Below are 19,324 nucleotides of genomic sequence, written 5' to 3'. Positions count from 1 at the left end.
TCTCGCGATTACCCAGCTTGCGCGCGTTCCGCGATTACTCGGCTTGCGCGCGTTCCGCGCGACCCGGCCTAGCGGATCAGCGAGGCGAGGATGCGTTCTATGTTGCGGCCATAGGGCGGGCGCACGAGGCGGGCGAGCGAGGGTCGCGCCACCATCAGCGCGCGCGGCCGGGTGAAGGCGCGGAAGCCCTCGGCGCCGTGATAGGCGCCCATGCCGCTCTCGCCCGCGCCGCCGAAGGCGAGGGACTGCACGCCGACATGCACCACCGTCTCGTTGACCACCGCGCCGCCCGACGGGGTGGCCTCGGCCAGCGCGCGGGCCGCGCGTTCCGGGCCGTAGACATAGAGCGCGAGCGGGCAGGGGCGGGCCCTGACGAAGGCGCGGGTTTCGGCGGGGTCGTCATAGGGCAGGATCGGCAGCACCGGGCCGAAGATCTCGGCCTGCATCGCCGGGTGGTCGGGGGCCGGATCGATCAGCGCCCATGCGCCCATGCGCGGCGGCGCGGGCATCCGCTCCATCAGCGGCTCGGCCCGGGCGCCGTAGAGGAGCGCTTCGAGCCGGTCGCGGTCGGGGGCGCGGGCGATGGCGGCGTAGTCGGGGCCGGAGGGGTCGGGATAGAGCGCGGCGGTGGCGCGGCGGAGCGCCGCGAGCATCGGCTCGACCTGCGCGCGCGGCACCATCAGGTAGTCTGGCGCGACGCAGGTCTGGCCCGCGTTCAGGAGCTTTCCGGCGATGATCGAGCGGGCGGCGGCGTCGAGATCGGCGCCGTCGAGCAGGATCGCGGGTGACTTGCCGCCAAGCTCCAGCGTCACCGGCACGAGGTTTCGGGCCGCGGCCTCGGCGACGCGGCGGCCGGTGGCGGTGGAGCCAGTGAAGAACAGCCCGTCGAGCGGGGCCGCGGCCAGCGCGGCGGCGGTGCGGGCCGAGGGGGCGAGGGTGACGACGCGGCCGGGCAGCGCGGCCGCGGCGATGCGGGCCACCAGCGCGGCGGTCTCGGGCGTGTGCTCCGACGGGTGCAGGATCGCGCGGTTGCCGCCGGCGATGGCCGCAACCAGCGGCAGCAGGGTGAGCTGCAGCGGGTAGTTCCACGGCCCGATGATGCCGACCCGGCCCAGGGGCACGCGGGTGACATGGGCGCTGGAGGGCCAGAGGTGGTAGGGCAGGGGGGCGCGTTCGGGACGCATCCAGCGGCGCAGGTTGCGGCGGGCATGGCGCACGCCTTCGAGCACCATCGCCACCTCGGCGAGCAGCGTCTCGGGGCGCGGGCGGTGGCCGTAATCGCGCGACACGGCGCGGGCCGCCTCCTCGGCGTGGCGGCGGGTCTCGCGCGCCAGCGCGGCGAGATGGGCGTCGCGGGCGCGGCGGTCGGGCGGGCTGTCCTCGGGCGGCAGCGCGGCGAAGGCGGCGGCGATCGGGTCGGCGTCGTCGATCATCGGGGGCTCCGGGTGGCGGCGCGCGGCCGGGCGAAGGGGCGCGGGCGCCAGTCGCCGTAGATGACGGGGTTGCGGGCGCAGAACTCGGCCAGCAGCCCGGAGAGCGGCCAGCGCGCCCCGGTCGAGAGCCGGGCGATGCCCGCGATAGCGCCGTAGACGGCGCCGGCGAGGTTGGCGGCGACGTCGCCCATCGTGTCGGGCAGGCCCGAGCGCTGCGCGTTGGTGCCGAAGATCTGGTCGATCGAGAACTCGAACAGCTCCCAGGCCGCGCCGACCAGCGCGGCGAAGCCCACCGCCAGCACCCCCAGCACCCATGCGGCGGTGCGCGGCGGCGCGCCCGCCGTGGGCAGGAGCGCGAGCGCCAGCCCGGCCAGCGCCAGCACCATGGCCGAGAGGACATGCAGCGCGAGATCCCAAACGGCGCTGTTCTGGTAGAGGCCCACCGCCTCGCCGGCCACGAAGGCGGCGAGGCAGTAGAGCAGCACGCCGCTGGCCAGCCCGCGCGGCATGTGGATGCCCGAGACGCGGGTGTAGAGCGGCAGCAGCCCGGCCAGCGCCATCGCGCCGAGCGCGGCGAGCGCCAGCAGTGGCCGCCCGGCCAGCGCAGCCCCCGCCGCCAGCGCCGTGGTGCCGCCCCACAGGATCAGCCGGGGCAGGCGGGCGGGGGCCGGTCGGGCACGGGTCGGCGGTCGCGCGGTGTCGGTCATCGGGGCCTCGGTCGGGGGCGTCGGCGCATCACCTAGCGCGGCCGCGCCCGGCCCCAAGGGGCGATCAGCGCGGCGTGGCGGTTCACGTCCTTGTAGAGCAGGTAGCGGAACGGCCCCGGACCGCCGGCATAGCAAGCTTGCGGGCAGAAGGCGCGCAGCCACATGAAGTCGCCGGCCTCGACCTCGACCCAGTCGCGGTTGAGCTTGTAGACCGCCTTGCCCTCCAGCACGTAGAGCCCGTGCTCCATCACATGGGTCTCCTCGAAGGGGATCACGCCGCCGGGCTGGAAGGTGACGATGGTGACATGCATGTCGTGGCGCAGGTCGGCGGGATCGACGAAGCGGGTGGTGGCCCAGCGGCCCTCGGTGCCCGGCATCTCGGAAGGGGTGACGTCGGCGTCGCGCGTGACCAGCGGGTCGGGCCGGTCGAGCCCGTCCACCGCCTCGTAGCGCTTGCGGATCCAGTGGAAGCCGGCGGTGGCGTCGCCGGGGTTGCGCAGCGACCAGTCGGTGTCGGGCGGCAGGTAGGCGAAGCTGCCGGGGCCGAGATCGTGATGGGCGCCGGCGATCTCCAGCGCGAGCTGGCCCGCGGTGACGAAGATCACCCCCTGCACCCCCGGGGCCGTCTCGCCGCGGGCGCAGCCGCCGCCCGGTCCGACCTCCATCAGGTATTGCGAGAAGGTCTCGGCGAAGCCCGAGAGCGGGCGGGCGATCACCCAGAGCCGGGTCTTGTCCCAGAATGGCAGCAGGCTGTGGGTGATGTCGCGCATCGTGCCGCGCGGCAGCAGGGCATAGGCCTCGGTGAAGACGGCGCGACCGGTCATCAGCGCGGTCTGCGGCGGGTGGCCGCCGGGGCTGTCGAAATAGCTGCGTTCGGTCATGGCTCTCTCCTGCGGCGGGTCGGTGGCCAGTCTGGCCGGGCGCGGCGCCGGGGGAAAGCGGTGGCGGGGCACAGGCTGTTTCAGCCTGCGCTTGATAATCGCTGCCCGGAAATCCGGCAGGGCGCGAACGAGACAGTTTCAAATAATTCCTTGAAGTGCGGCGCCGGGCGAGCGGTTATGCTCGGCCGCAACAAGGAGGCCCACAGTGAACCGCTACCCCCGTGACCTGATCGGCTATGGCGCCGAGACCCCCGACCCGAAATGGCCGAACGGTGCCAAGATCGCGATCAACCTCGTGCTGAACTACGAGGAAGGGGGCGAGAACAACATCCTGCATGGCGACCCGGCCTCGGAGGCGTTCCTGTCGGAGATCGTCGGCGCCCAGGCTTGGCCGAGCCAGCGGCACTGGAACATGGAATCGATCTACGACTACGGCGCCCGTGCCGGGTTCTGGCGGCTGCACCGGATGCTCAGGGACCTGCCGGTCACGGTCTATGGCGTGGCCTCGGCGCTGGCGCGCAGCCCCGAGCAGGTGGCGGCGATGCAGCAGGCCGGCTGGGAGATCGCCAGCCACGGGCTGAAATGGGTCGAGCACAAGGACATGGGCGAGGCCGAGGAGCGCGCCGCCATCGCCGAGGCGATCCGGCTGCACACCGAGGTCACCGGCGAGGCGCCGCGCGGCTGGTACACCGGGCGTTCCTCGGAAAACACGGTGCGGCTGATCGCCGAGACCGGCGCCTTTGCCTATGCGGCGGATGTCTATGACGACGACCTGCCGCACTGGATGCGGTTCGGCGCGCATGACCAGCTGGTGGTGCCCTACACGCTCGACGCCAACGACATGCGTTTCGCCACGCCGCAGGGCTTCAACTCGGGCGACCAGTTCTTCGCCTATCTGCGCGACGCCTTCGACTGCCTCTACGAGGAGGGCTGCGCCGGGGCGCCGAAGATGATGTCGGTCGGGCTGCATTGCCGCCTGGTCGGGCGGCCGGGCCGGGCGATGGCGCTCAAGCGCTTCATCGAGCACGCGCAGAGCCACGAGGGCGTGTGGTTCGCCACCCGGCTGCAGATCGCCGAGCACTGGGCCGCGACCCATCCGCCGGCGCCGCGCGAGCGGCCCTCGGAGATGGATCGCGAGAACTTCGTCGCCCGGTTCGGCGGCGTGTTCGAGCATTCGGCCTGGATCGCCGAGCGGGCGCATGGGCTGGAACTGGGGCGCGCGCATGACACCGCGATCGGCCTGCACAACGCGCTGGCGCGGATGTTCCGCTCGGCCTCGGAGGAGGAGCGCCTGGGCGTGCTGACCGCCCACCCCGACCTCGCCGGCAAGCTCGCGGCGGCGAAGCGGCTGACGGCGGAGAGCACCGCCGAGCAGGCCAGCGCCGGGCTCGACGCGCTCACCGATGCGGAGCGGGCGCGCTTCACCGAGCTGAACGACGCCTATGTGGCGAAGTTCGGCTTTCCCTTCATCATCGCGGTGCGCGACCACGACAAGGCGGGCATCCTCGCCGCCTTCGAGCGGCGGATCGACAGCGACCGCGAGACCGAGTTCGCCGAGGCCTGCCGGCAGGTCGAGCGGATCGCGCTGCACCGGCTCAAGGCGATGCTGCCGTGAGCCTGGGAGCGACCGCGCGCGAGATCCGCACCGAGCCGCTGACCCGCGCGAGTTTCGCGGCCTATGGCGACGTGATCGAGGCCAGCGGCGCGCCGGACAAGATCATCAACGAGGGGATGTGCGGGCGGCATCACGACCTCGCCCGCCTTGATTTCGGCGCGGATGGCCGGGCCGGGATCTCGGTCTTCGACGCCAAGCCCCGCGCCTTGCCTTACGAGTTCACGCTGGTCGAGCGGCACCCCGATGGCAGCCAGGCCTTCATTCCGCTCAGCCTCGCCTCTTTTCTGGTCATCGTGGCCCCCGACGAGGATGGCCGGCCCGGCGCGCCGCGCGCCTTCGTGACGACGCCGGGGCAGGGGATCAACCTGCTCAGGAACACTTGGCACGGCGTGCTGACGCCGCTCGCCGCGCCGGGGCTGTTCGCGGTGGTCGACCGGATCGGCGACACCGCCAATCTCGAGGAATTCCGGTACGACGTGCCCTGGCGCGTCACCGGCTGACCGCGGTGACCCGGCGCCAAGACCGGGCCCGCTCCCAACAGGAGGGAAGTTCATGGCCGATGCATCCATCGGAACCCCGGCGCAATTGCGCGATCCGGACTATACGCCGCCGCTCTACAAGGCGGTGCCACTCGGCATCCAGCACGTGCTGGCGATGTTCGTGGCCAACGTTACCCCGGCGATCATCGTCGCCGGCGCCGCGGGCTTCGGCTTCGGCTCGAACAGCCCGGATTTTCCGGAGCTTCTCTACCTGATCCAGATGTCGATGCTGTTCGCCGGGGTGGCGACGCTGTTGCAGACGATCACGCTGGGCCGGGTCGGCGCGGCGCTGCCGATCGTGCAGGGCACCAGCTTCGCCTTCCTGCCGATCATGATCCCGCTGGTCGCCGGCAAGGGCGTCGACGGGCTCGCGGCGCTCTATGGCGGCATCATGGTCGGGGGTCTGTTCCATGCCTCGCTCGGCCTCGTCATCGGCCGGATCCGCTTCGCGCTGCCGCCGCTGGTGACCGGACTGGTGGTGACGCTGATCGGCCTCGCGCTGGTGCAGGTCGGCATCCAGTACGCGGCGGGCGGCGTGCCGGCCAAGGCGGCGGGCGCGGCCGAATACGGCTCGCTCTTGAACTGGTCGGCGGCGGGCGTGGTGATCGTGGTGACGCTGGCGCTGAAGTTCTTCGCGCGTGGCATGATCGCGGTCTCGGCGGTGCTGCTCGGCCTGCTGGCGGGCTATGCCTATGCCATGGCGGTCGGCATCCTGACCCCCGCCGACGTGTCGGCGTCGTGGTCGAACGCGGCGGCCTTCTCGCTGCCGGACCCGCTGCGCTACGGCGTGGAGTTCACCGTGGCCGCGATCCTCGGCTTCTGCCTGATGGCCTTCGTCTCGGCGGTCGAGACGGTGGGCGACGTGTCGGGCATCACCAAGGGCGGCGCGGGCCGCGAGGCGACCGACCGCGAGATCGAGGGCGCGACCTATGCCGACGGCCTCGGCACCGCGCTGGCCGGGGTGTTCGGCGGGCTGCCCAACACCTCGTTCAGCCAGAATGTCGGCCTGATCGCGATGACCGGGGTGATGAGCCGCCACGTCGTTACCTGCGGCGCGCTGTTCCTGACCCTGTGCGGTCTGGTGCCCAAGGTCGGCGCGGTGATCCGCACCGTGCCGATTGAGGTGCTCGGCGGCGGGGTGATCGTGATGTTCGGCATGGTGGTCGCGGCCGGCGTGTCGATGCTGGCGGATGTGGAGTGGAACCGCCGCAACATGGTGATCTTCGCGGTGTCGCTCAGCCTCGGGCTGGGGCTGCAGCTCGAGCCGCAGGCGGTGCAGTACCTGCCCGAGACGGCGCGGGTGCTGCTGACCTCGGGGCTGCTGCCGGCGGCGTTCCTCGCCATCGTGCTGAACCTCGTGCTGCCGGAGGTTCTGGCCGACGAGGCGCCGGAGCCGGTACCCGCGCCCAAGCCGCGCGGCATGCCGATGGAGACGCCGCGCCACTGAGCGCGGCAGAAAGGTCCGGGCGCGGGCGCGCCCGGATCGACGTTTTGTCGGGGCGCGCAGGGAGAAGGCGATGAGCGGAACGATCCTGTGGCAGCGCGTCGAGGGGGCGCTGGTCTTCGCCGCCGGGCTGGCGCTGTTCGCGGCCAGCCCGGCGGAGCTGTCATGGGGATGGGCGCTGGCGCTGTTCTTCGCCCCGGATCTGAGCTTCGCGGCCTATGCGATCGGCCCCCGCGCGGGCGCCGCGGCCTACAACGCCGTGCATCTCTACGCGCTGGGGGCGCTGTGCCTCGCGCTCGGCATCCTGCTGGCCGCGCCGCTGCTCGGTGCGCTCGGCGCGCTCTGGCTCGGCCATTCGGGCTTTGACCGGATGCTGGGCTACGGGCTCAAGTCCCGCCGGGGCTTCAACGAGACGCATCTGGGCCGGATCGGCCGGGCTCAGCTGCCGCGATAGGTCGAGTAGCCGAAGGGCGAGACCAGCAGCGGCACGTGGTAATGCGCGGCCTCGGACATGCCGAAGCGCAGCGGCACCTCGTCGAGGAAGCGCGGGCTTTCGGGCGGGGTGCCGGTCGCGTCGAGCCAGGCGCCGACCTCGAAGACCAGCTCGTAGCCGCCGGTCGCGAACTCGGTCTCGGGCAGGATCGGCGCGTCGGTGCGGCCATCGGCGTTGGTCACGGTCTCGCGCAGCTTCTCGCGGGCCCCGCCGTCGAGGCGGTAGAGCGTCACGCGCATCCCCTCGGCCGGGCGGCCGCGGGCGGTGTCGAGAACATGGGTGGTCAGGTAGCCGGGCATCGGGTCGCTCCTCTTTCAGTCGGCGCGAGCCTAGCGCGGCCCGGCGGGGCGGCGAAACCCGGTCGGGCGGCGAGACAGTTTCAAGAAACCCCTGCGGATCGGGCCAGCGCCAGCGCGCCGTCGAGCGGCGTGCCGATGGGCGCCATGAAGCGGCGGCCGGGCCGGTCGAGCGCGGCGCGGTAGCAGGGCGCCAGCCCGCCGGTGAGGCAGATCGGCTCGTCGCGATGGCCGAGCGCGGCGAGCGCGGCCTCGATCCAGTCCGCGCCGCGCGCGATCAGCGCCCCGGCCACGGTGTCGCCGGCCTGCGCGGCGGCGACGATCTCGGGGGCCAGCGCGGCGTAATCGGCGGGCCGGGCGGTGGCGGCGAAGGCGGCGATGTCCTGCGCCGCGCCGAAGCGGGCCAGCAGCGCGGCGGTCAGTTCCGAGCGCGGGCCGGTGCCGTCGCAGCCCGCCAGCGTCGCGGCGAGCGCCTCGCGGCCGAGCCAGCCGCCCGAGGCATTGTCCGACAGAGCCAGCCCCCAGCCGCCGGCCGCGCGCAGCACACCGTCCCGGCGCAGCGCCACGAAGCTGCCGGTGCCGATCGCCGCCACCGCGCCGTCGCCCGTGGCGCCGAGCGCGCCGGCGACGGCGGTGTCGCGATCCTCGGTGACGCGGCAGCGGCCGGGCAGCCGGGCGGCGAGCCACGACGCCTGGGCCGGGCTCTGCACCCCGGCGACGCCGGCATGGCCGATCGCGGCGTCGAGCGCGGCCGGGGGCAGACCGGCATCGCGGGCCGCCGCCTCGGCCGCCGCGCGCAGATTGGCGGCGGCGCCCTCCGGGTCGGAGCTGGCATTGGCCGGACCGGCGCTGCCAGCGCCGATCACCGTGCCGCGCCACAGCAGCGCCCGGCAGCCGCTGCCGCCGCCGTCGAGGCCGAGATGAAGCGCGTCGGTGGTCACGGGATCGGTGCGCTCACTCGGCGGCGGCATGGCGGCGCGGCATCTCGCCCGCGATCTCGAGCACCAGCTTGCGGCGCACGGTCTCGGCGAAGCTGGCGCGGCTCTCGGCGGTGACCATGAAGGCGCCGGGGCCGCCTATGATCCGGGCGGCGTATTGCGCCTCCAGATCGGCGCCGGCGCGGCGGCCATCCTCGGGGCGCAGGATCGGCAGCGCGTTGATCGTCATCCCGGCGGCGAGCACCTCGGCGCGGGCCGCCTCGATCGAGGGGCCGGAGGAATTGCCGATGCTGTCGCCGGAGAAGTCGATCACCGCGCGCGGCGCGTCGATGTCGTTCTCCTCGATCAGCCGCTTGCCCTCGAGCAGCGCGCCGCCGATGGCGTTGCGGCCCGAGGCGCGGCGCGGCGGGCCGCTGAGCCGGTCGGCGAATGCGACCGCGCTTTCGGCGTCGTGGATCACCGTCCAGTCGACCACCACGTCGGTGTTGGTGGCCCATTCGACATAGGTGACGGCGACGCTGCCATAGAGCGAGTCCTCGATCGCGGCGATGACGCGGGGATCGGTGATCGCCAGCGCGTAGCCCTGCCGCTGGAAGGCCAGCTCGGAGCCGTCGATCGAGCCGGAGGCGTCGGCCAGCAGCACCAGTTCGAGACCGACCTCGCGCCGCTCCTGCGCCGGGGCGGCGGCGGCGAGGCAGAGGCCGAGGCCGAGCGCGGCGGGGAATGTGGCGAGTCGCATGGCGGCAGACTAGACCGGATCGCGCGGCGGCGGGAAGCGGCAAGGCGCGGGTCGTCGGTCTCCCCGCGGCCCCCCTAGGCCCGGCCGCGCCGGAGCGGTAGAGAGGGGGCAGGAGGTCCGCGCGATGAAGATCCTGATCCTGCCCGATCGCGACGCCGCGGTGGCACGCTGCGTCGAGGTGATCGCCGCGACGCTCGACGCCCGGCCCGACGCGGTGCTGGGGCTGGCGACCGGAGGCACGATGGAGCCGGTCTGTGCCGGGCTGGTGGCGCGGGCGCGGGAGGGGGCGGTGTCGCTCGGCGAGATGCGCAGCTTCAACCTCGACGAATATGTCGGGCTCGCGCCAAGCCATCCGCAATCCTACCACGCCTACATGCAGCGCCACCTGATCGGGCCGGCCGGGCTCGACCCGGAGCGGCTGCGTCTGCCGCGCGGCAACGCGGCGGATCCGGAGGCCGAGGCCGCGCGCTACGAGGCCGAGATCGCGGCGGCGGGGGGGATCGAGCTGCAATTGCTGGGGATCGGCGCGAACGGCCATATCGGCTTCAACGAGCCCAGCTCCTCGCTGGCCTCGCCCTGCCGGGTCAAGACGCTGACCCGTGCCACCCGCGCCGCCAATGCCCGGTTCTTCGGTCCGGGCGAGGAGGTGCCGCGCTTCGCGATCACCATGGGGATCGCGACGATCCTGCGCAGCCGCCACGCGCTGCTGCTGGCGGTGGGCGCGGCCAAGGCCGAGGCGGTGGCGGCGATGGTCGAGGGGCCGCTGAGCGCCCGCTGCCCGGCCTCGGCGCTGCAGATGCACCCGCGCGCGACCGTGGTGCTCGACCCGGAGGCGGCGGCGCGGCTGGAGCTGCGGCAATATTACGAGACGGTGCATCCGCAGGGACGGGAGGTGCCGCTTGGCTGATCTGGTGGTGCTGGCCGGGACGCTGCATGACGGCGTGGCGGATGAGCCGCGCGCCGAGCGCGCCGTGGTGATCGAGGGCGGGCGGATCGTCGACGTGACCGATCCCGCCCGGGCGCCGGACGCGCCGGTGCGGCGCGCGGCGGTGGTAGCGCCGGGGCTGATCGACCTGCAGATCAATGGCGGCGGCGGGGTGATGTTCAACGACGCGCCCGACCGCGACACGCTGCGCCTCATGGCGCGGGCGGCCCGGGCGGGCGGCACCGCGCATCTCCTGCCGACCTTCATCACCGCGCCGGGCGTCGGCTACCGCGCGGCGATGGAAGCGGTGCGCGCGGCGCTGGCCGAGGCCGAGCCCGGCATATTGGGCCTGCATCTCGAGGGGCCGTTCCTGTCGCCCGCGCGCTCGGGCATCCACCCGGCCTCGGCGGTGCGGGCGCTCGGGGCCGAGGATCTCGACGCGCTCTGCGCCGGGATCGGCGGGCCGCTGTTGCTGACGCTGGCGCCCGAGGAGACCACGCCCGAGGTGATCGCGCGGCTGGCCGGGGCCGGGATCGCGGTATTCGCCGGGCACAGCGAGGCCGACCACGCGACGGTGATCGCCGCCGCCGGGGCCGGGCTGCGCGGCGGCACGCATCTGTTCAACGCGATGTCGCAGGTCGCGGGGCGGGCGCCCGGCATGGTCGGCGCGCTGTTCGACGACGACAGGCTGTTCGCCGGGATCATCGCCGACGACATCCATGTCCACCCGGCCAATCTGCGGCTGGCGCGGCGGGTCATGGCGGGGCGGCTGTTCCTCGTCACCGACGCGATGGCGACGCTGGACGCGCCCGAGGCCCGCTTCGTGGTGGATGGCAAGGAGATCCGCCAGAAGGACGGGCGGCTGGCCGATGCGGAGGGCTGCCTCGCCGGGGCGCATCTGGCGATGGACGAGGCGGTGTGCAACATGATCCGGCTGGGCGGTGCGAGCCCGGCGGAGGCGCTGCGGATGGCGTCGGGCGTGCCGGCGCGGGTGCTCGGGCTGGAGCAGGAGCTGGGCCGGATCGCGCCGGGGATGCGCGCCTCGCTGACGCTGTTCGACGCGGATCTGCGGGCGGCCGGCGTGGTGGTCGACGGCCGCCCGTTCTGAGCGTCAGCCCTCGCGCGCGAGGCGGTCGGCGGTGCGGTCGAGGATCCGGCCCATGGTCTCGACGATCTCGTCGATATCGGCCTCGGTCACGATCATCGGCGGGCAGAGCGCCAGCGTGTCGCCGACATTGCGGATGATCATCCCCTCTTCGTGGCCGATCTCGAACGCCATCAGCCCGACCCGGCCGACCGGGTCGAAGGGCCGCTTCGCGGCCTTGTCGGCGACCAGCTCCAGCCCGGCGATCAGCCCCGCGCCGCGCACCTCGCCGACCAGCGGGTGATCGGCATAGGCGCGGAGCCCGGCCTGCATCCGCGCGCCCATCCGCGCGGCGTTGCCCATCAGGTCGCGCTCCTCGATGATCTTGAGGTTCTCGAGCCCGACGGCGGTCGCGACCGGGTGGCCCGAGGCGGTGAAGCCATGGCCGAAGGTGCCGATCCGCGCGGTGTTGTCGGCGATCGCGTCATAGACCTTTTCCGAGAACACGATCGCGGCCAGCGGCATGTAGGAGGAGGTGAGCTGCTTGGAGGTCACCATGATGTCCGGGGTGAAGCCGTAATGCACCGAGCCGAAGCTCGACCCCAGCCGTCCGAAGCCGCAGATCACCTCGTCGGCGACGAGCAGGATGTCGTGCTTGCGGCAGAGCGCCTCGATCCCCTTCCAGTAGCCCTCGGGCGGGGGCATGACGCCGCCGGCGGCCATCAGCGGCTCGCCGATGAAGGCGGCGATGGTCTCGGGGCCCTCGCGGAGGATCACCTCCTCGGCCTCCTTCAGCAGCCGCTCGGTGAAGGCCGCCTCGCTCTCGCCCTCCTGGCCGAAGCGGTAGTGATGCGGGCAGGTCAGATGGGTGACCGGGATCGCCGGCAGGTCGAAATCCATGTGGTTGTAGGGCAGCCCGGTGAGCGAGCCGGAGGCCACGGTGATGCCGTGATAGCCCTTGGTGCGGGCGAGGAACTTCTTCTTCTCGGGCCGCCCCAGCGCGTTGTTCATGAACCAGACCATCTTGACGACGGTGTCGTTGGCCTCGGAGCCGGAGGAGGTGAAGAACACCCGGTCGAGGCCTTCGGGGGTCATCTCCACCAGCTTCTCGGCCAGCCGGATCGAGGGCTCGTGCGCCTTGTGGGCGAAGCTATGGTAATAGGGCAGGGCCTGCATCTGCTTGTGCGCCGCCTCGACGAGGCGCGGCTCGGAGAAGCCGACGCCGACCGACCACAGTCCGGCCAGCCCCTCGATATAGCCCCGCCCGGCCTCGTCATAGACCCGGATGCCCTCGCCGCGCGAGATCACCAGCGGGCCGCGTTCCTCGTGGCGGCGGGCGTTGGTGTAGGGGTGGAGCGCGGTGGCGATGTCGGCCTGGGCGAGCGAGTTGGACAGGGTGGTCATCGATCGGGCTCCTTGGATCGTGGATGGCGCGAGCCGGCTCTCGGGCGGGCTCTCGGGCGCAGCTAACCACCGCCCCCCGGCCCGGCGCAAGCGCTGTCACCGGGGGGCTGCGAGGCGCCGCTCGGGACCGCCCGGCTTCGCGCGCTGCCCGGATCGCGGGCAGGGCGGCGGCGGGCTGCGCGGAAATGCGGCAGATGCGACCGATCGCGGCATTCGGGCCGGGTGGGGCGTTGCCGCCGCCGGGCCGGGGCGGGCAGCGTGAAGGGGCAGGGTGCTTAGGGTTCCGCCCGGATGGGGACTGGTCCGAGAAGCGCCGCCGGGATGGCAAATTCCACCCGGTACACGGCGGGACAAAATCCCGGGAGGCTACTGCACAGGTCCGCCCGTGCCGCATTTCCCGTCCCGCCAGCGGTCGACCTGTTCCTGCCTTCGGGGACGCGAAAGGAGACCGACATGCGCAAGGCCATGACCCTCGCCGCGCTCGCCGCAACCACCATGATCGCCGCTCCCGCCACGGCGCAGGAGAAGGACAGCTTCCGCGTCGCCTGGTCGATCTATGTCGGCTGGATGCCCTGGGGCTATCTCGAAGAGAGCGGCATCATGGATGCCTGGGCCGAGAAATACGGCATCGACGTCGAGATCGTGCAGATCAACGACTATGTCGAGAGCATCAACCAATACACCGCCGGCGCCTTCGACGGGGTCAGCGTGACGACCATGGACGCGCTGTCGATCCCGGCCGGTGGCGGCGTCGATACCACGGCGCTGATCGTGGGGGATTACTCGAACGGCAACGACGCGCTGATCGTCAAGGGAGAGCTCGGCCTCGCCGATCTCGCCGGCAAGCCGGTGAACCTGGTCGAGCTGTCGGTGTCGCATTACCTGCTCGCGCGCGCGCTCGACGAGGCCGGGCTGTCGGAGGCGGATCTCGCGGGCGTGGTCAACACCTCGGATGCCGACATGATCGCGGCCTTCGCCGCGCCCGAGGTCGAGGCGGTGGTGACCTGGAACCCGCTGGTCTCGACCATCCTCGAAGACCCGGAGGCCAAGGCGGTGTTCACCAGCGCCGACATTCCCGGCGAGATCATCGACCTGATGGCGGTCAACACCGAGACGCTGGCCGCCAATCCCAATTTCGGCCGGGCGCTGGTCGGCGCGTGGTACGAGGTGATGGCGCTCCTTGCCGCTGACAGCCCCGAGGGGGTGGCCGCGCGCGAGGCGATGGCCGAGGCCTCGGGCACCGATCTCGCGGGCTTCGAGGCGCAGCTCGCCTCGACCGAGATGTTCATCGACCCGGCCGAGGCGGTCGCCTTCGCCGCCGATCCGGCCCTGGCCGAGACCATGACCGGCGTGGCCGAGTTCCTGTTCGACAAGGGCATCCTCGGCACCGGCGCGCCGAGCGCCGATTTCGTCGGCATCGCCTATCCGGGCGGCGCGGTCACCGGCGACGAGGCCAACGTCAAGCTGCGCTTCGACACCGAGTACATGCAGATGGCGGCGGACGGCGCGCTCTGATCCGATGCGGGTGATCAACCGACATCCCGGGCCGGCGCTGCGGCTGGCGCTGGTGCTGGCGCCCTTCGCGGCGCTGCTGCTGGCCTACTGGATTGCCTCCGAGCTGCGGCTCGCGGCGAACCCGGCGGACAAGCTGCTGCCGGCGCCGGAGAGCGTGATCGACACCGCCGCGGCGCTGTTCACCGAGGGCGACCGGCGCACGGGCAAGATCCTGCTGTGGCACGACACATGGGCGAGCCTCGTCCGGCTCGTCTCGGGCGTCGGCATCGCCACGGCGCTGGCGCTCGGCGCCGGGCTGGCGATCGGGCTGGTGCCGCATCTGCGCGCCATGCTGGCGGGCTTCGTTGGCGTGGTGTCGATGGTGCCGCCGCTGGCGCTGCTGCCGATCCTGTTCATCGCCGTGGGCCTCGGCGAGGCGTCGAAGATCACCCTGATCGTGATCGGCATCGCGCCGGTGATGATCCGCGACCTGAGCCAGCGCGTGCTGGAACTGCCGCGCGAGCAGATCGTCAAGGCGCAGACGCTGGGCGCCTCGTCCCTGGTGATCGCGTTGCGGGTGGCACTGCCGCAGGTGCTGCCGCGGCTGATCGGCGCGGTGCGGCTGGCGCTCGGCCCGGCCTGGCTGTTCCTGATCGCGGCCGAGGCGATCGCCGCCGATCAGGGGCTGGGCTACCGGATCTTCCTGGTGCGGCGCTATCTCGCGATGGATGTGATCCTGACCTATGTCGCCTGGATCACGCTCCTGGCCTTCGCGATGGATGCCGGGCTCAGGGCGCTGTCGCGCCGGGCCTTCCCCTGGATGGAGGCGGGGCTGTGAGTTTCGTCGTCGCGCATGACATCTTTCACGGCTATGGCCGCCGCCCGATCCTTGAGCGGGTCAATCTCAGCGTCGAGAAGGGCGAGTTCGTCTCGATCGTCGGCGCCTCGGGCTGCGGCAAGTCGACCTTCCTGCGGCTGCTGCTGGCCGAGGAACGGCCCGAGCGCGGCGTGATCTCGATCGACGGCGCGGCGCCGGCGCGCGAGCCCGACCGGGCGCGCGGCGTGGTGTTCCAGCGCTACTCGGTGTTCCCGCATCTGACGCTGGAGGGCAACCTGCTCGCCGCCGAGGGGCTGGGGACGCGGATGGGCCGGCTCTATGGCGCGGCGCGGCGCGCGGCGCGCGAGCGGGCCCGCGCCACGCTCGACCGGATCGGGCTGGGCCATGTCGCGACCGCCTATCCGGCGACGCTGTCGGGCGGCCAGCAGCAGCGGCTGGCGATCGCGCAGGCGCTCACCGCCAAGCCGCGCATCCTGCTGCTCGACGAGCCGTTCGGCGCGCTCGATCCGGGCACCCGGACGGCGATGCACGATTTCCTGCAGGAGCTGCGCGCCGAGACCGGGATGACCGTCTTCATGGTCACTCACGACCTCGCCGAGGGCTTCAAGCTCGGCGACCGCGTGGTGGTGTTCGACAAGCCGCGCTGGGACCCGCAGTTCCCCGACGCCTACGGCGCCACCATCACCTACGACTTCGATGCCCGCGATGGCGGCATTCCCTTCCAGACCCTCAAGGAGGACACACGTGTTCTGCAATCCGCATGACCTTTCCCGGTCGCACCACCCCGCCGACCGGCGCCGCCCCGAGGCGCGCGCCCATCACCCGGATCTGAGCCGGCTGCAGGGCTGGCAGGCGATGCGCGGCGAGGCCAAGCTGCCCAAGGACCGGCTCAGCGAGGAGCGCGCCTGGGCGCTGCGCATGGGGCTGACCGGCGCCGACAGCATCGAGGACAAGACGATCCCGACCTTCGCGCGCGGCGAGCTGCCGCATTACGCGGGCATCAACACCTTCCTCAAGGCGCCCTATGCCGAGGACGTGCTCGAGGTCGCCAATTACGACGCCACCGTGCTCGGCATCCCGTTCGACGGCGGCACGACCTACCGCGCCGGCACCCGGTTCGGGCCGCAGGGCGTGCGCAAGATCTCGGCGCTCTACACGCCCTACAACTACGAGCTGGCGGTCGATCTGCGCGAGCAGATGACGCTGTGCGACGCGGGCGACGTGTTCACCATCCCCGCCAATCTCGAGAAGAGCTTCGACCAGATCAGCCGCGCGGTGAGCCACGTCGCCTCCTCGGGGAGCCTGCCGATCATGATCGGCGGCGACCATTCGATCGGCTTTCCCTGCCTGCGCGGCATCGCGCAATGCACCTCCAAGAAGATCGGCATCATCCATTTCGACCGCCACGCCGACATCCAGGAAAAGGATCTCGACGAGCGGATGCACACCACGCCGTGGTTCCACGCCACCAACATGCCGAACGTCTCGGCCAAGAACCTCGTGCAGATCGGCATCGGCGGCTGGCAGGTCCCGCGCGAGGCGGTGGAGGTGGCGCGCGAGCGCGAGACCAACATCATCACCATGTCCGATTTCGAGCGGATGGGCGTCGACAAGACCGTGGAGATGGCGCTGGAGCTGGCCTGGGACGGGGTCGACATGGTGTATCTGTCCTTCGACATCGACAGCATCGATTGCGGCTTCGTGCCGGGCACCGGCTGGCCCGAGCCGGGCGGCTTCCTGCCGCGCGAGGCGCTGGCGCTGGTTTCCAAGGTCGCGGCGGCGGGGATCTGCGGCATGGAGCTGGTCGAGGTCTCGCCGCCCTACGACACCTCGGACATCACCGCGCTGATGGGGACGCGGGTGATCGTCGACGTGCTGGGCGCGATGGTCTCGGCCGGGACGCTGGGCGCGCATAAGCGGCACATGGACAAGCCGGTGCAGATCCCGCATGGCGAATTCGAGGGCAAGAGGTGGTCCAATGCCACATGATCACCCGCACGGGCACGGGCACGGGCACGACCATGGCCATGGCCATCACGACCATGGGCATGACCACGGTCCTCACCATCATCACCACGACCACCCGCCGGCGCGCGGCCACAACCACGCCCATGGCGCCGACCCGTTCCACAGCCATCTCGTCCCCGAGGACGAGGCGGCCGATCTGCAGGTGCTCGCCACCCAGTTCATCGACGGCTTCGTGCAGGCGGCCGACAAGTCGGCCTATCTGCGGCTCGCCGGCGTGCCCTTCGAGCGGCCCGGCGCCGGCGGCGCGACCGCGCTCAAGCTGGTCGATGTCGAGCTGAAGACCGAATGGCAGGTCGGCACCGCCGCGCCCTCCTTCGGCGCGGCCGAGCTGAGCTACCTGCCCTTTCCCGGCGCCATGGTCCGCGAGCGGACCAACATGGCGCTGGTCTATGTCTCGATGCGCGAGAAGAGCCTGCTCGACATCCGGGATTTCCTTTCCGCCCGCAAACAGGAGTTCGACCGATGAATCCGCTTGCCGCCCTGCCGTTCCTCTTCGCCGCGCTGCCCGCCGCGGCCCATCCCGGCGCGGTGCCGCATGCCGAGCCGCATGGCGCCGAGATCGTGGTCGGGCTGCTGCTCTTCGCGAGCCTCGCCATCGTCGCGGCGCTGCGCGCGCGGCGCGGCTAGAGCCTTGACGGGCGTCCCCTTCGGGGGGCGCCCGGCGCGGCGGTATGCGCGGGCCGCGCGACCCTCCCCAGCGCGGCCATTCCCCCGAGGCGCGGCGAAACCGGCGATCCGTGTTAGGATCGGCACCTGTGTGTGCCCGTGTTCAGGGAGGTTTCCATGACCCTTTCGCCTCGTTCTTCGTACCTGCCCGCCGCGCTCCTCGCCCTCGCCCCCGTCCTCGCCGTCGCCTTGCCACCCCCCGCCGCTGCGCAGGGGCCGAGCTTCGATTGCGGCCGGGCCTCGACCGTGGTGGAGCGGGCGATTTGCGGCTCCGGCGCGCTTTCGGCGCTCGACCGGCAGCTGGCCGGCGCCTATGCGGCGCGGCGCGGCGCCCTCGGCCCGTCGGCGCGGGAGCGGCTGCGCGCCGAGCAGCGCGGCTGGCTCGGCCAGCGCGACCGCTGCGGCGGCGACGCCGATTGCCTCGCCAATGCGATGCGCGGCCGGATCGCGATCCTGTCGGCGGATGCGCAACCGGCGCCGGCCGCCGGGGCCGGGACCGCCACCGGCATCGCGCATCTGATGGGGCGGTGGCAGCCCTATGGGACGGAGGCCAATTTCTTCAGCGCCATGACGCTGAGCCCGACCCGGATGGTCTATGATGACGGGCTGGTGTTCGAGCTGCGGCAGGTCCGGCCGGGCAGCAACGTGTTTCGCGTGCTCGAGATGCGCGGCGAGGAGCCGGGGATCTGCGGCGGCGATGGCGCCACCCATGTCGCTTTCACCATGGCCGGCGAATTCCTCAACCTCCACCGCTACAACATCGCTTCGGATCCGCCCGACGCCCTACCCAAGTCGCTCGAAAATCTCGGCAAGGGGCGGTGGGGGAATTGTTCGGTCGTCAACTATACCCGCTGACCCGGCCGCAGGATGTCACAGCGACGAATGGTCCGGGCGTTCCCGGTTACATCCCGTGCCATGCTGCGGTAGCAAGCGGGCATCGGAAACAACGAATGATCAAATAGATGACCCACTCGATCGAGATCGTCCCGCTGCACTGCACCGAAACCGGCCTCCGCCTGCGGACCAAGTTCCGCGCCGCCACCGAATACGACGTCGTCGCCCGGCGCGTCGCAAAGGGGCGCAAGGAGTTCCTGTGGCGCAAGCCCGCGGACACGATCGAGGAGGCGCAGAAGATCGCCGACGACGCACGGGCGGAGTTCGGCGGCACGGCGAAGATCATCGGCGACATGCCGCAGCTCCTCGCCGCGGCGCTGCCCCACCCGGCCGCCTGAAGCGCGACCGGGCGGGCGAGGGTCGCCATGGCGCTACTCGGTGGGCTCGGTCATCACCACGGCCATGTCGCGGATTCGCGCGCTGGCCGCGGTGCCCAGCGTCACCCGCTTGTGGGTGACGTCGTGCATCCGCTGGATCAGCGCGCCGATCTCGCCGATCTCGGCATCGGTGAAGTCGCGGTCGCTGCGCGCGAAGCCGCCGAAGCTGATGCCCTTGTCCTCGTGGATCGACCAGGTGTGGCCGTGCACCAGGCCGAAGGCACGGGCGCGCTCCAGCACCCGGGCCTCGTCCTGCGGCTCGAGCGCGGGCCAGCGGATGGCGCCGGCATTGTGCATCGCCCAATGCACGGTGGGGTCGCGCATCAGCAGCCCGTCGCGGCCGTAGATGTCGCGCCATTCCGCTGGGTAGCTCTCGAACATGTAGCGGGCGGCCATGAACTCGATATGCAGGCCGATCGCGAATCCCGCCGGGGCAAGAACGATCAGTTGTTCGAGCGCATCGATGACGGCCTCGGCCGGGTCGTTGCCAACCTGGGGTTGATGAGACGGGGAGATTCTCACGTTAATG

Annotated in this window: 22 protein-coding genes and 1 riboswitch; of the genes, 14 read left to right on the top strand and 8 right to left on the bottom strand. The window is 71.9% G+C overall.

Going from position 1 to position 19,324, the window contains the following annotated elements; translation table 11 throughout:
* Window positions 1-68 precede the first annotated feature (68 nt).
* The 3 genes from T8T21_RS16630 to T8T21_RS16620 are packed head-to-tail and all read right to left on the bottom strand — an operon-like array spanning window position 69 to window position 3,021.
* A complete protein-coding gene (locus T8T21_RS16630; RefSeq protein ID WP_322337544.1) occupies window positions 69-1,433 on the bottom strand; it encodes an aldehyde dehydrogenase family protein in 1,365 nt (454 codons plus the stop codon).
* A complete protein-coding gene (locus tag T8T21_RS16625) occupies window positions 1,430-2,140 on the bottom strand; it encodes a hypothetical protein (RefSeq protein WP_322337543.1) in 711 nt (236 codons plus the stop codon). Before T8T21_RS16625 ends, T8T21_RS16630 begins: the two co-directional genes overlap by 4 nt.
* Window positions 2,141-2,172: 32 nt before the next feature.
* The gene (locus T8T21_RS16620; protein WP_322337542.1) at window positions 2,173-3,021 is read right to left on the bottom strand and encodes a bifunctional allantoicase/(S)-ureidoglycine aminohydrolase; all 849 of its coding nucleotides are present in this window, start codon (window positions 3,019-3,021) and stop codon (window positions 2,173-2,175) included.
* A 205-nt stretch (window positions 3,022-3,226) separates the two neighbouring features.
* Here T8T21_RS16620 and puuE point away from each other — a divergent pair, with 205 nt between their 5' ends.
* From puuE to T8T21_RS16600, 4 genes are all read left to right on the top strand, one after another.
* The gene (gene puuE, locus T8T21_RS16615; RefSeq protein ID WP_322337541.1) at window positions 3,227-4,636 is read left to right on the top strand and encodes an allantoinase PuuE; all 1,410 of its coding nucleotides are present in this window, start codon (window positions 3,227-3,229) and stop codon (window positions 4,634-4,636) included.
* The gene (locus T8T21_RS16610) at window positions 4,633-5,136 is read left to right on the top strand and encodes an ureidoglycolate lyase (protein ID WP_322337540.1); all 504 of its coding nucleotides are present in this window, start codon (window positions 4,633-4,635) and stop codon (window positions 5,134-5,136) included. Before puuE ends, T8T21_RS16610 begins: the two co-directional genes overlap by 4 nt.
* 52 nt (window positions 5,137-5,188) lie before the next feature.
* Complete coding sequence (locus T8T21_RS16605) at window positions 5,189-6,622, top strand: uracil-xanthine permease family protein (protein WP_322337539.1); 1,434 nt, start codon at window positions 5,189-5,191, stop codon at window positions 6,620-6,622.
* Between the two features lie 70 nt (window positions 6,623-6,692).
* Window positions 6,693-7,073: a DUF4260 family protein gene (locus T8T21_RS16600; RefSeq protein WP_322337538.1), complete on the top strand. Its 381-nt coding sequence runs from the start codon at window positions 6,693-6,695 to the stop codon at window positions 7,071-7,073.
* On the opposite strand, the gene uraH is transcribed toward T8T21_RS16600, so the two are convergent.
* The 3 genes from uraH to T8T21_RS16585 form a co-directional block, all read right to left on the bottom strand.
* Window positions 7,058-7,411 carry a hydroxyisourate hydrolase gene (gene uraH, locus T8T21_RS16595; protein ID WP_322337537.1) on the bottom strand — a complete coding sequence of 118 codons (354 nt, stop codon included), beginning with the start codon at window positions 7,409-7,411 and terminating at the stop codon, window positions 7,058-7,060. The two genes, T8T21_RS16600 and uraH, sit on opposite strands and share 16 nt — an antisense overlap.
* 80 nt (window positions 7,412-7,491) lie before the next feature.
* The gene (locus T8T21_RS16590; protein ID WP_322337536.1) at window positions 7,492-8,379 is read right to left on the bottom strand and encodes a BadF/BadG/BcrA/BcrD ATPase family protein; all 888 of its coding nucleotides are present in this window, start codon (window positions 8,377-8,379) and stop codon (window positions 7,492-7,494) included.
* Window positions 8,363-9,085 carry a DUF1194 domain-containing protein gene (locus T8T21_RS16585; RefSeq protein WP_322337535.1) on the bottom strand — a complete coding sequence of 241 codons (723 nt, stop codon included), beginning with the start codon at window positions 9,083-9,085 and terminating at the stop codon, window positions 8,363-8,365. The genes T8T21_RS16590 and T8T21_RS16585 overlap by 17 nt, the downstream gene beginning before the upstream one ends.
* Before the next feature lie 124 nt (window positions 9,086-9,209).
* Between T8T21_RS16585 and nagB the strand changes: the two genes are divergently transcribed.
* Window positions 9,210-9,992 (top strand): glucosamine-6-phosphate deaminase, encoded by a 783-nt coding sequence (gene nagB, locus T8T21_RS16580; protein WP_322337534.1) that lies wholly within the window; start codon window positions 9,210-9,212, stop codon window positions 9,990-9,992.
* A complete protein-coding gene (nagA, locus tag T8T21_RS16575) occupies window positions 9,985-11,118 on the top strand; it encodes an N-acetylglucosamine-6-phosphate deacetylase (RefSeq protein WP_322337533.1) in 1,134 nt (377 codons plus the stop codon). Before nagB ends, nagA begins: the two co-directional genes overlap by 8 nt.
* 3 nt (window positions 11,119-11,121) lie before the next feature.
* Here the strand turns inward: nagA and T8T21_RS16570 are convergent, their stop codons facing one another.
* Window positions 11,122-12,498, bottom strand: a complete 1,377-nt coding sequence (locus T8T21_RS16570; protein WP_322337532.1) for an aspartate aminotransferase family protein — start codon at window positions 12,496-12,498, stop codon at window positions 11,122-11,124.
* Between the two features lie 264 nt (window positions 12,499-12,762).
* Window positions 12,763-12,865, top strand: a riboswitch (guanidine-I (ykkC/yxkD leader).
* A gap of 86 nt (window positions 12,866-12,951) precedes the next feature.
* Here T8T21_RS16570 and T8T21_RS16565 point away from each other — a divergent pair.
* From T8T21_RS16565 to T8T21_RS16530, 8 genes are all read left to right on the top strand, one after another.
* Window positions 12,952-14,013 carry a putative urea ABC transporter substrate-binding protein gene (locus T8T21_RS16565; protein ID WP_322337531.1) on the top strand — a complete coding sequence of 354 codons (1,062 nt, stop codon included), beginning with the start codon at window positions 12,952-12,954 and terminating at the stop codon, window positions 14,011-14,013.
* Between the two features lie 4 nt (window positions 14,014-14,017).
* A complete protein-coding gene (locus T8T21_RS16560; protein ID WP_322337530.1) occupies window positions 14,018-14,830 on the top strand; it encodes an ABC transporter permease in 813 nt (270 codons plus the stop codon).
* On the top strand, window positions 14,827-15,594 hold the full coding sequence (locus T8T21_RS16555) for an ATP-binding cassette domain-containing protein (RefSeq protein WP_322337529.1): 768 nt from the start codon (window positions 14,827-14,829) through the stop codon (window positions 15,592-15,594). Before T8T21_RS16560 ends, T8T21_RS16555 begins: the two co-directional genes overlap by 4 nt.
* The gene (locus T8T21_RS16550) at window positions 15,536-16,819 is read left to right on the top strand and encodes an agmatinase family protein (RefSeq protein ID WP_407660141.1); all 1,284 of its coding nucleotides are present in this window, start codon (window positions 15,536-15,538) and stop codon (window positions 16,817-16,819) included. Before T8T21_RS16555 ends, T8T21_RS16550 begins: the two co-directional genes overlap by 59 nt.
* Window positions 16,809-17,324 carry a hypothetical protein gene (locus tag T8T21_RS16545; protein ID WP_322337528.1) on the top strand — a complete coding sequence of 172 codons (516 nt, stop codon included), beginning with the start codon at window positions 16,809-16,811 and terminating at the stop codon, window positions 17,322-17,324. Before T8T21_RS16550 ends, T8T21_RS16545 begins: the two co-directional genes overlap by 11 nt.
* A complete protein-coding gene (locus T8T21_RS16540; protein ID WP_322337527.1) occupies window positions 17,321-17,485 on the top strand; it encodes a hypothetical protein in 165 nt (54 codons plus the stop codon). The genes T8T21_RS16545 and T8T21_RS16540 overlap by 4 nt, the downstream gene beginning before the upstream one ends.
* Before the next feature lie 156 nt (window positions 17,486-17,641).
* Window positions 17,642-18,379, top strand: a complete 738-nt coding sequence (locus T8T21_RS16535) for a lysozyme inhibitor LprI family protein (protein ID WP_322337526.1) — start codon at window positions 17,642-17,644, stop codon at window positions 18,377-18,379.
* 107 nt (window positions 18,380-18,486) lie between these two features.
* Window positions 18,487-18,756, top strand: a complete 270-nt coding sequence (locus T8T21_RS16530; protein ID WP_322337525.1) for a hypothetical protein — start codon at window positions 18,487-18,489, stop codon at window positions 18,754-18,756.
* Window positions 18,757-18,789: 33 nt separating this feature from the next.
* On the opposite strand, the gene T8T21_RS16525 is transcribed toward T8T21_RS16530, so the two are convergent.
* On the bottom strand, window positions 18,790-19,317 hold the full coding sequence (locus tag T8T21_RS16525) for an autoinducer binding domain-containing protein (RefSeq protein WP_322337524.1): 528 nt from the start codon (window positions 19,315-19,317) through the stop codon (window positions 18,790-18,792).
* Window positions 19,318-19,324 lie beyond the last annotated feature (7 nt).

Source organism: Limimaricola variabilis, from assembly GCF_034371605.1.
GTDB lineage: Bacteria > Pseudomonadota > Alphaproteobacteria > Rhodobacterales > Rhodobacteraceae > Limimaricola > Limimaricola variabilis.
This window is presented reverse-complemented; position numbering and strand designations above follow the sequence as displayed.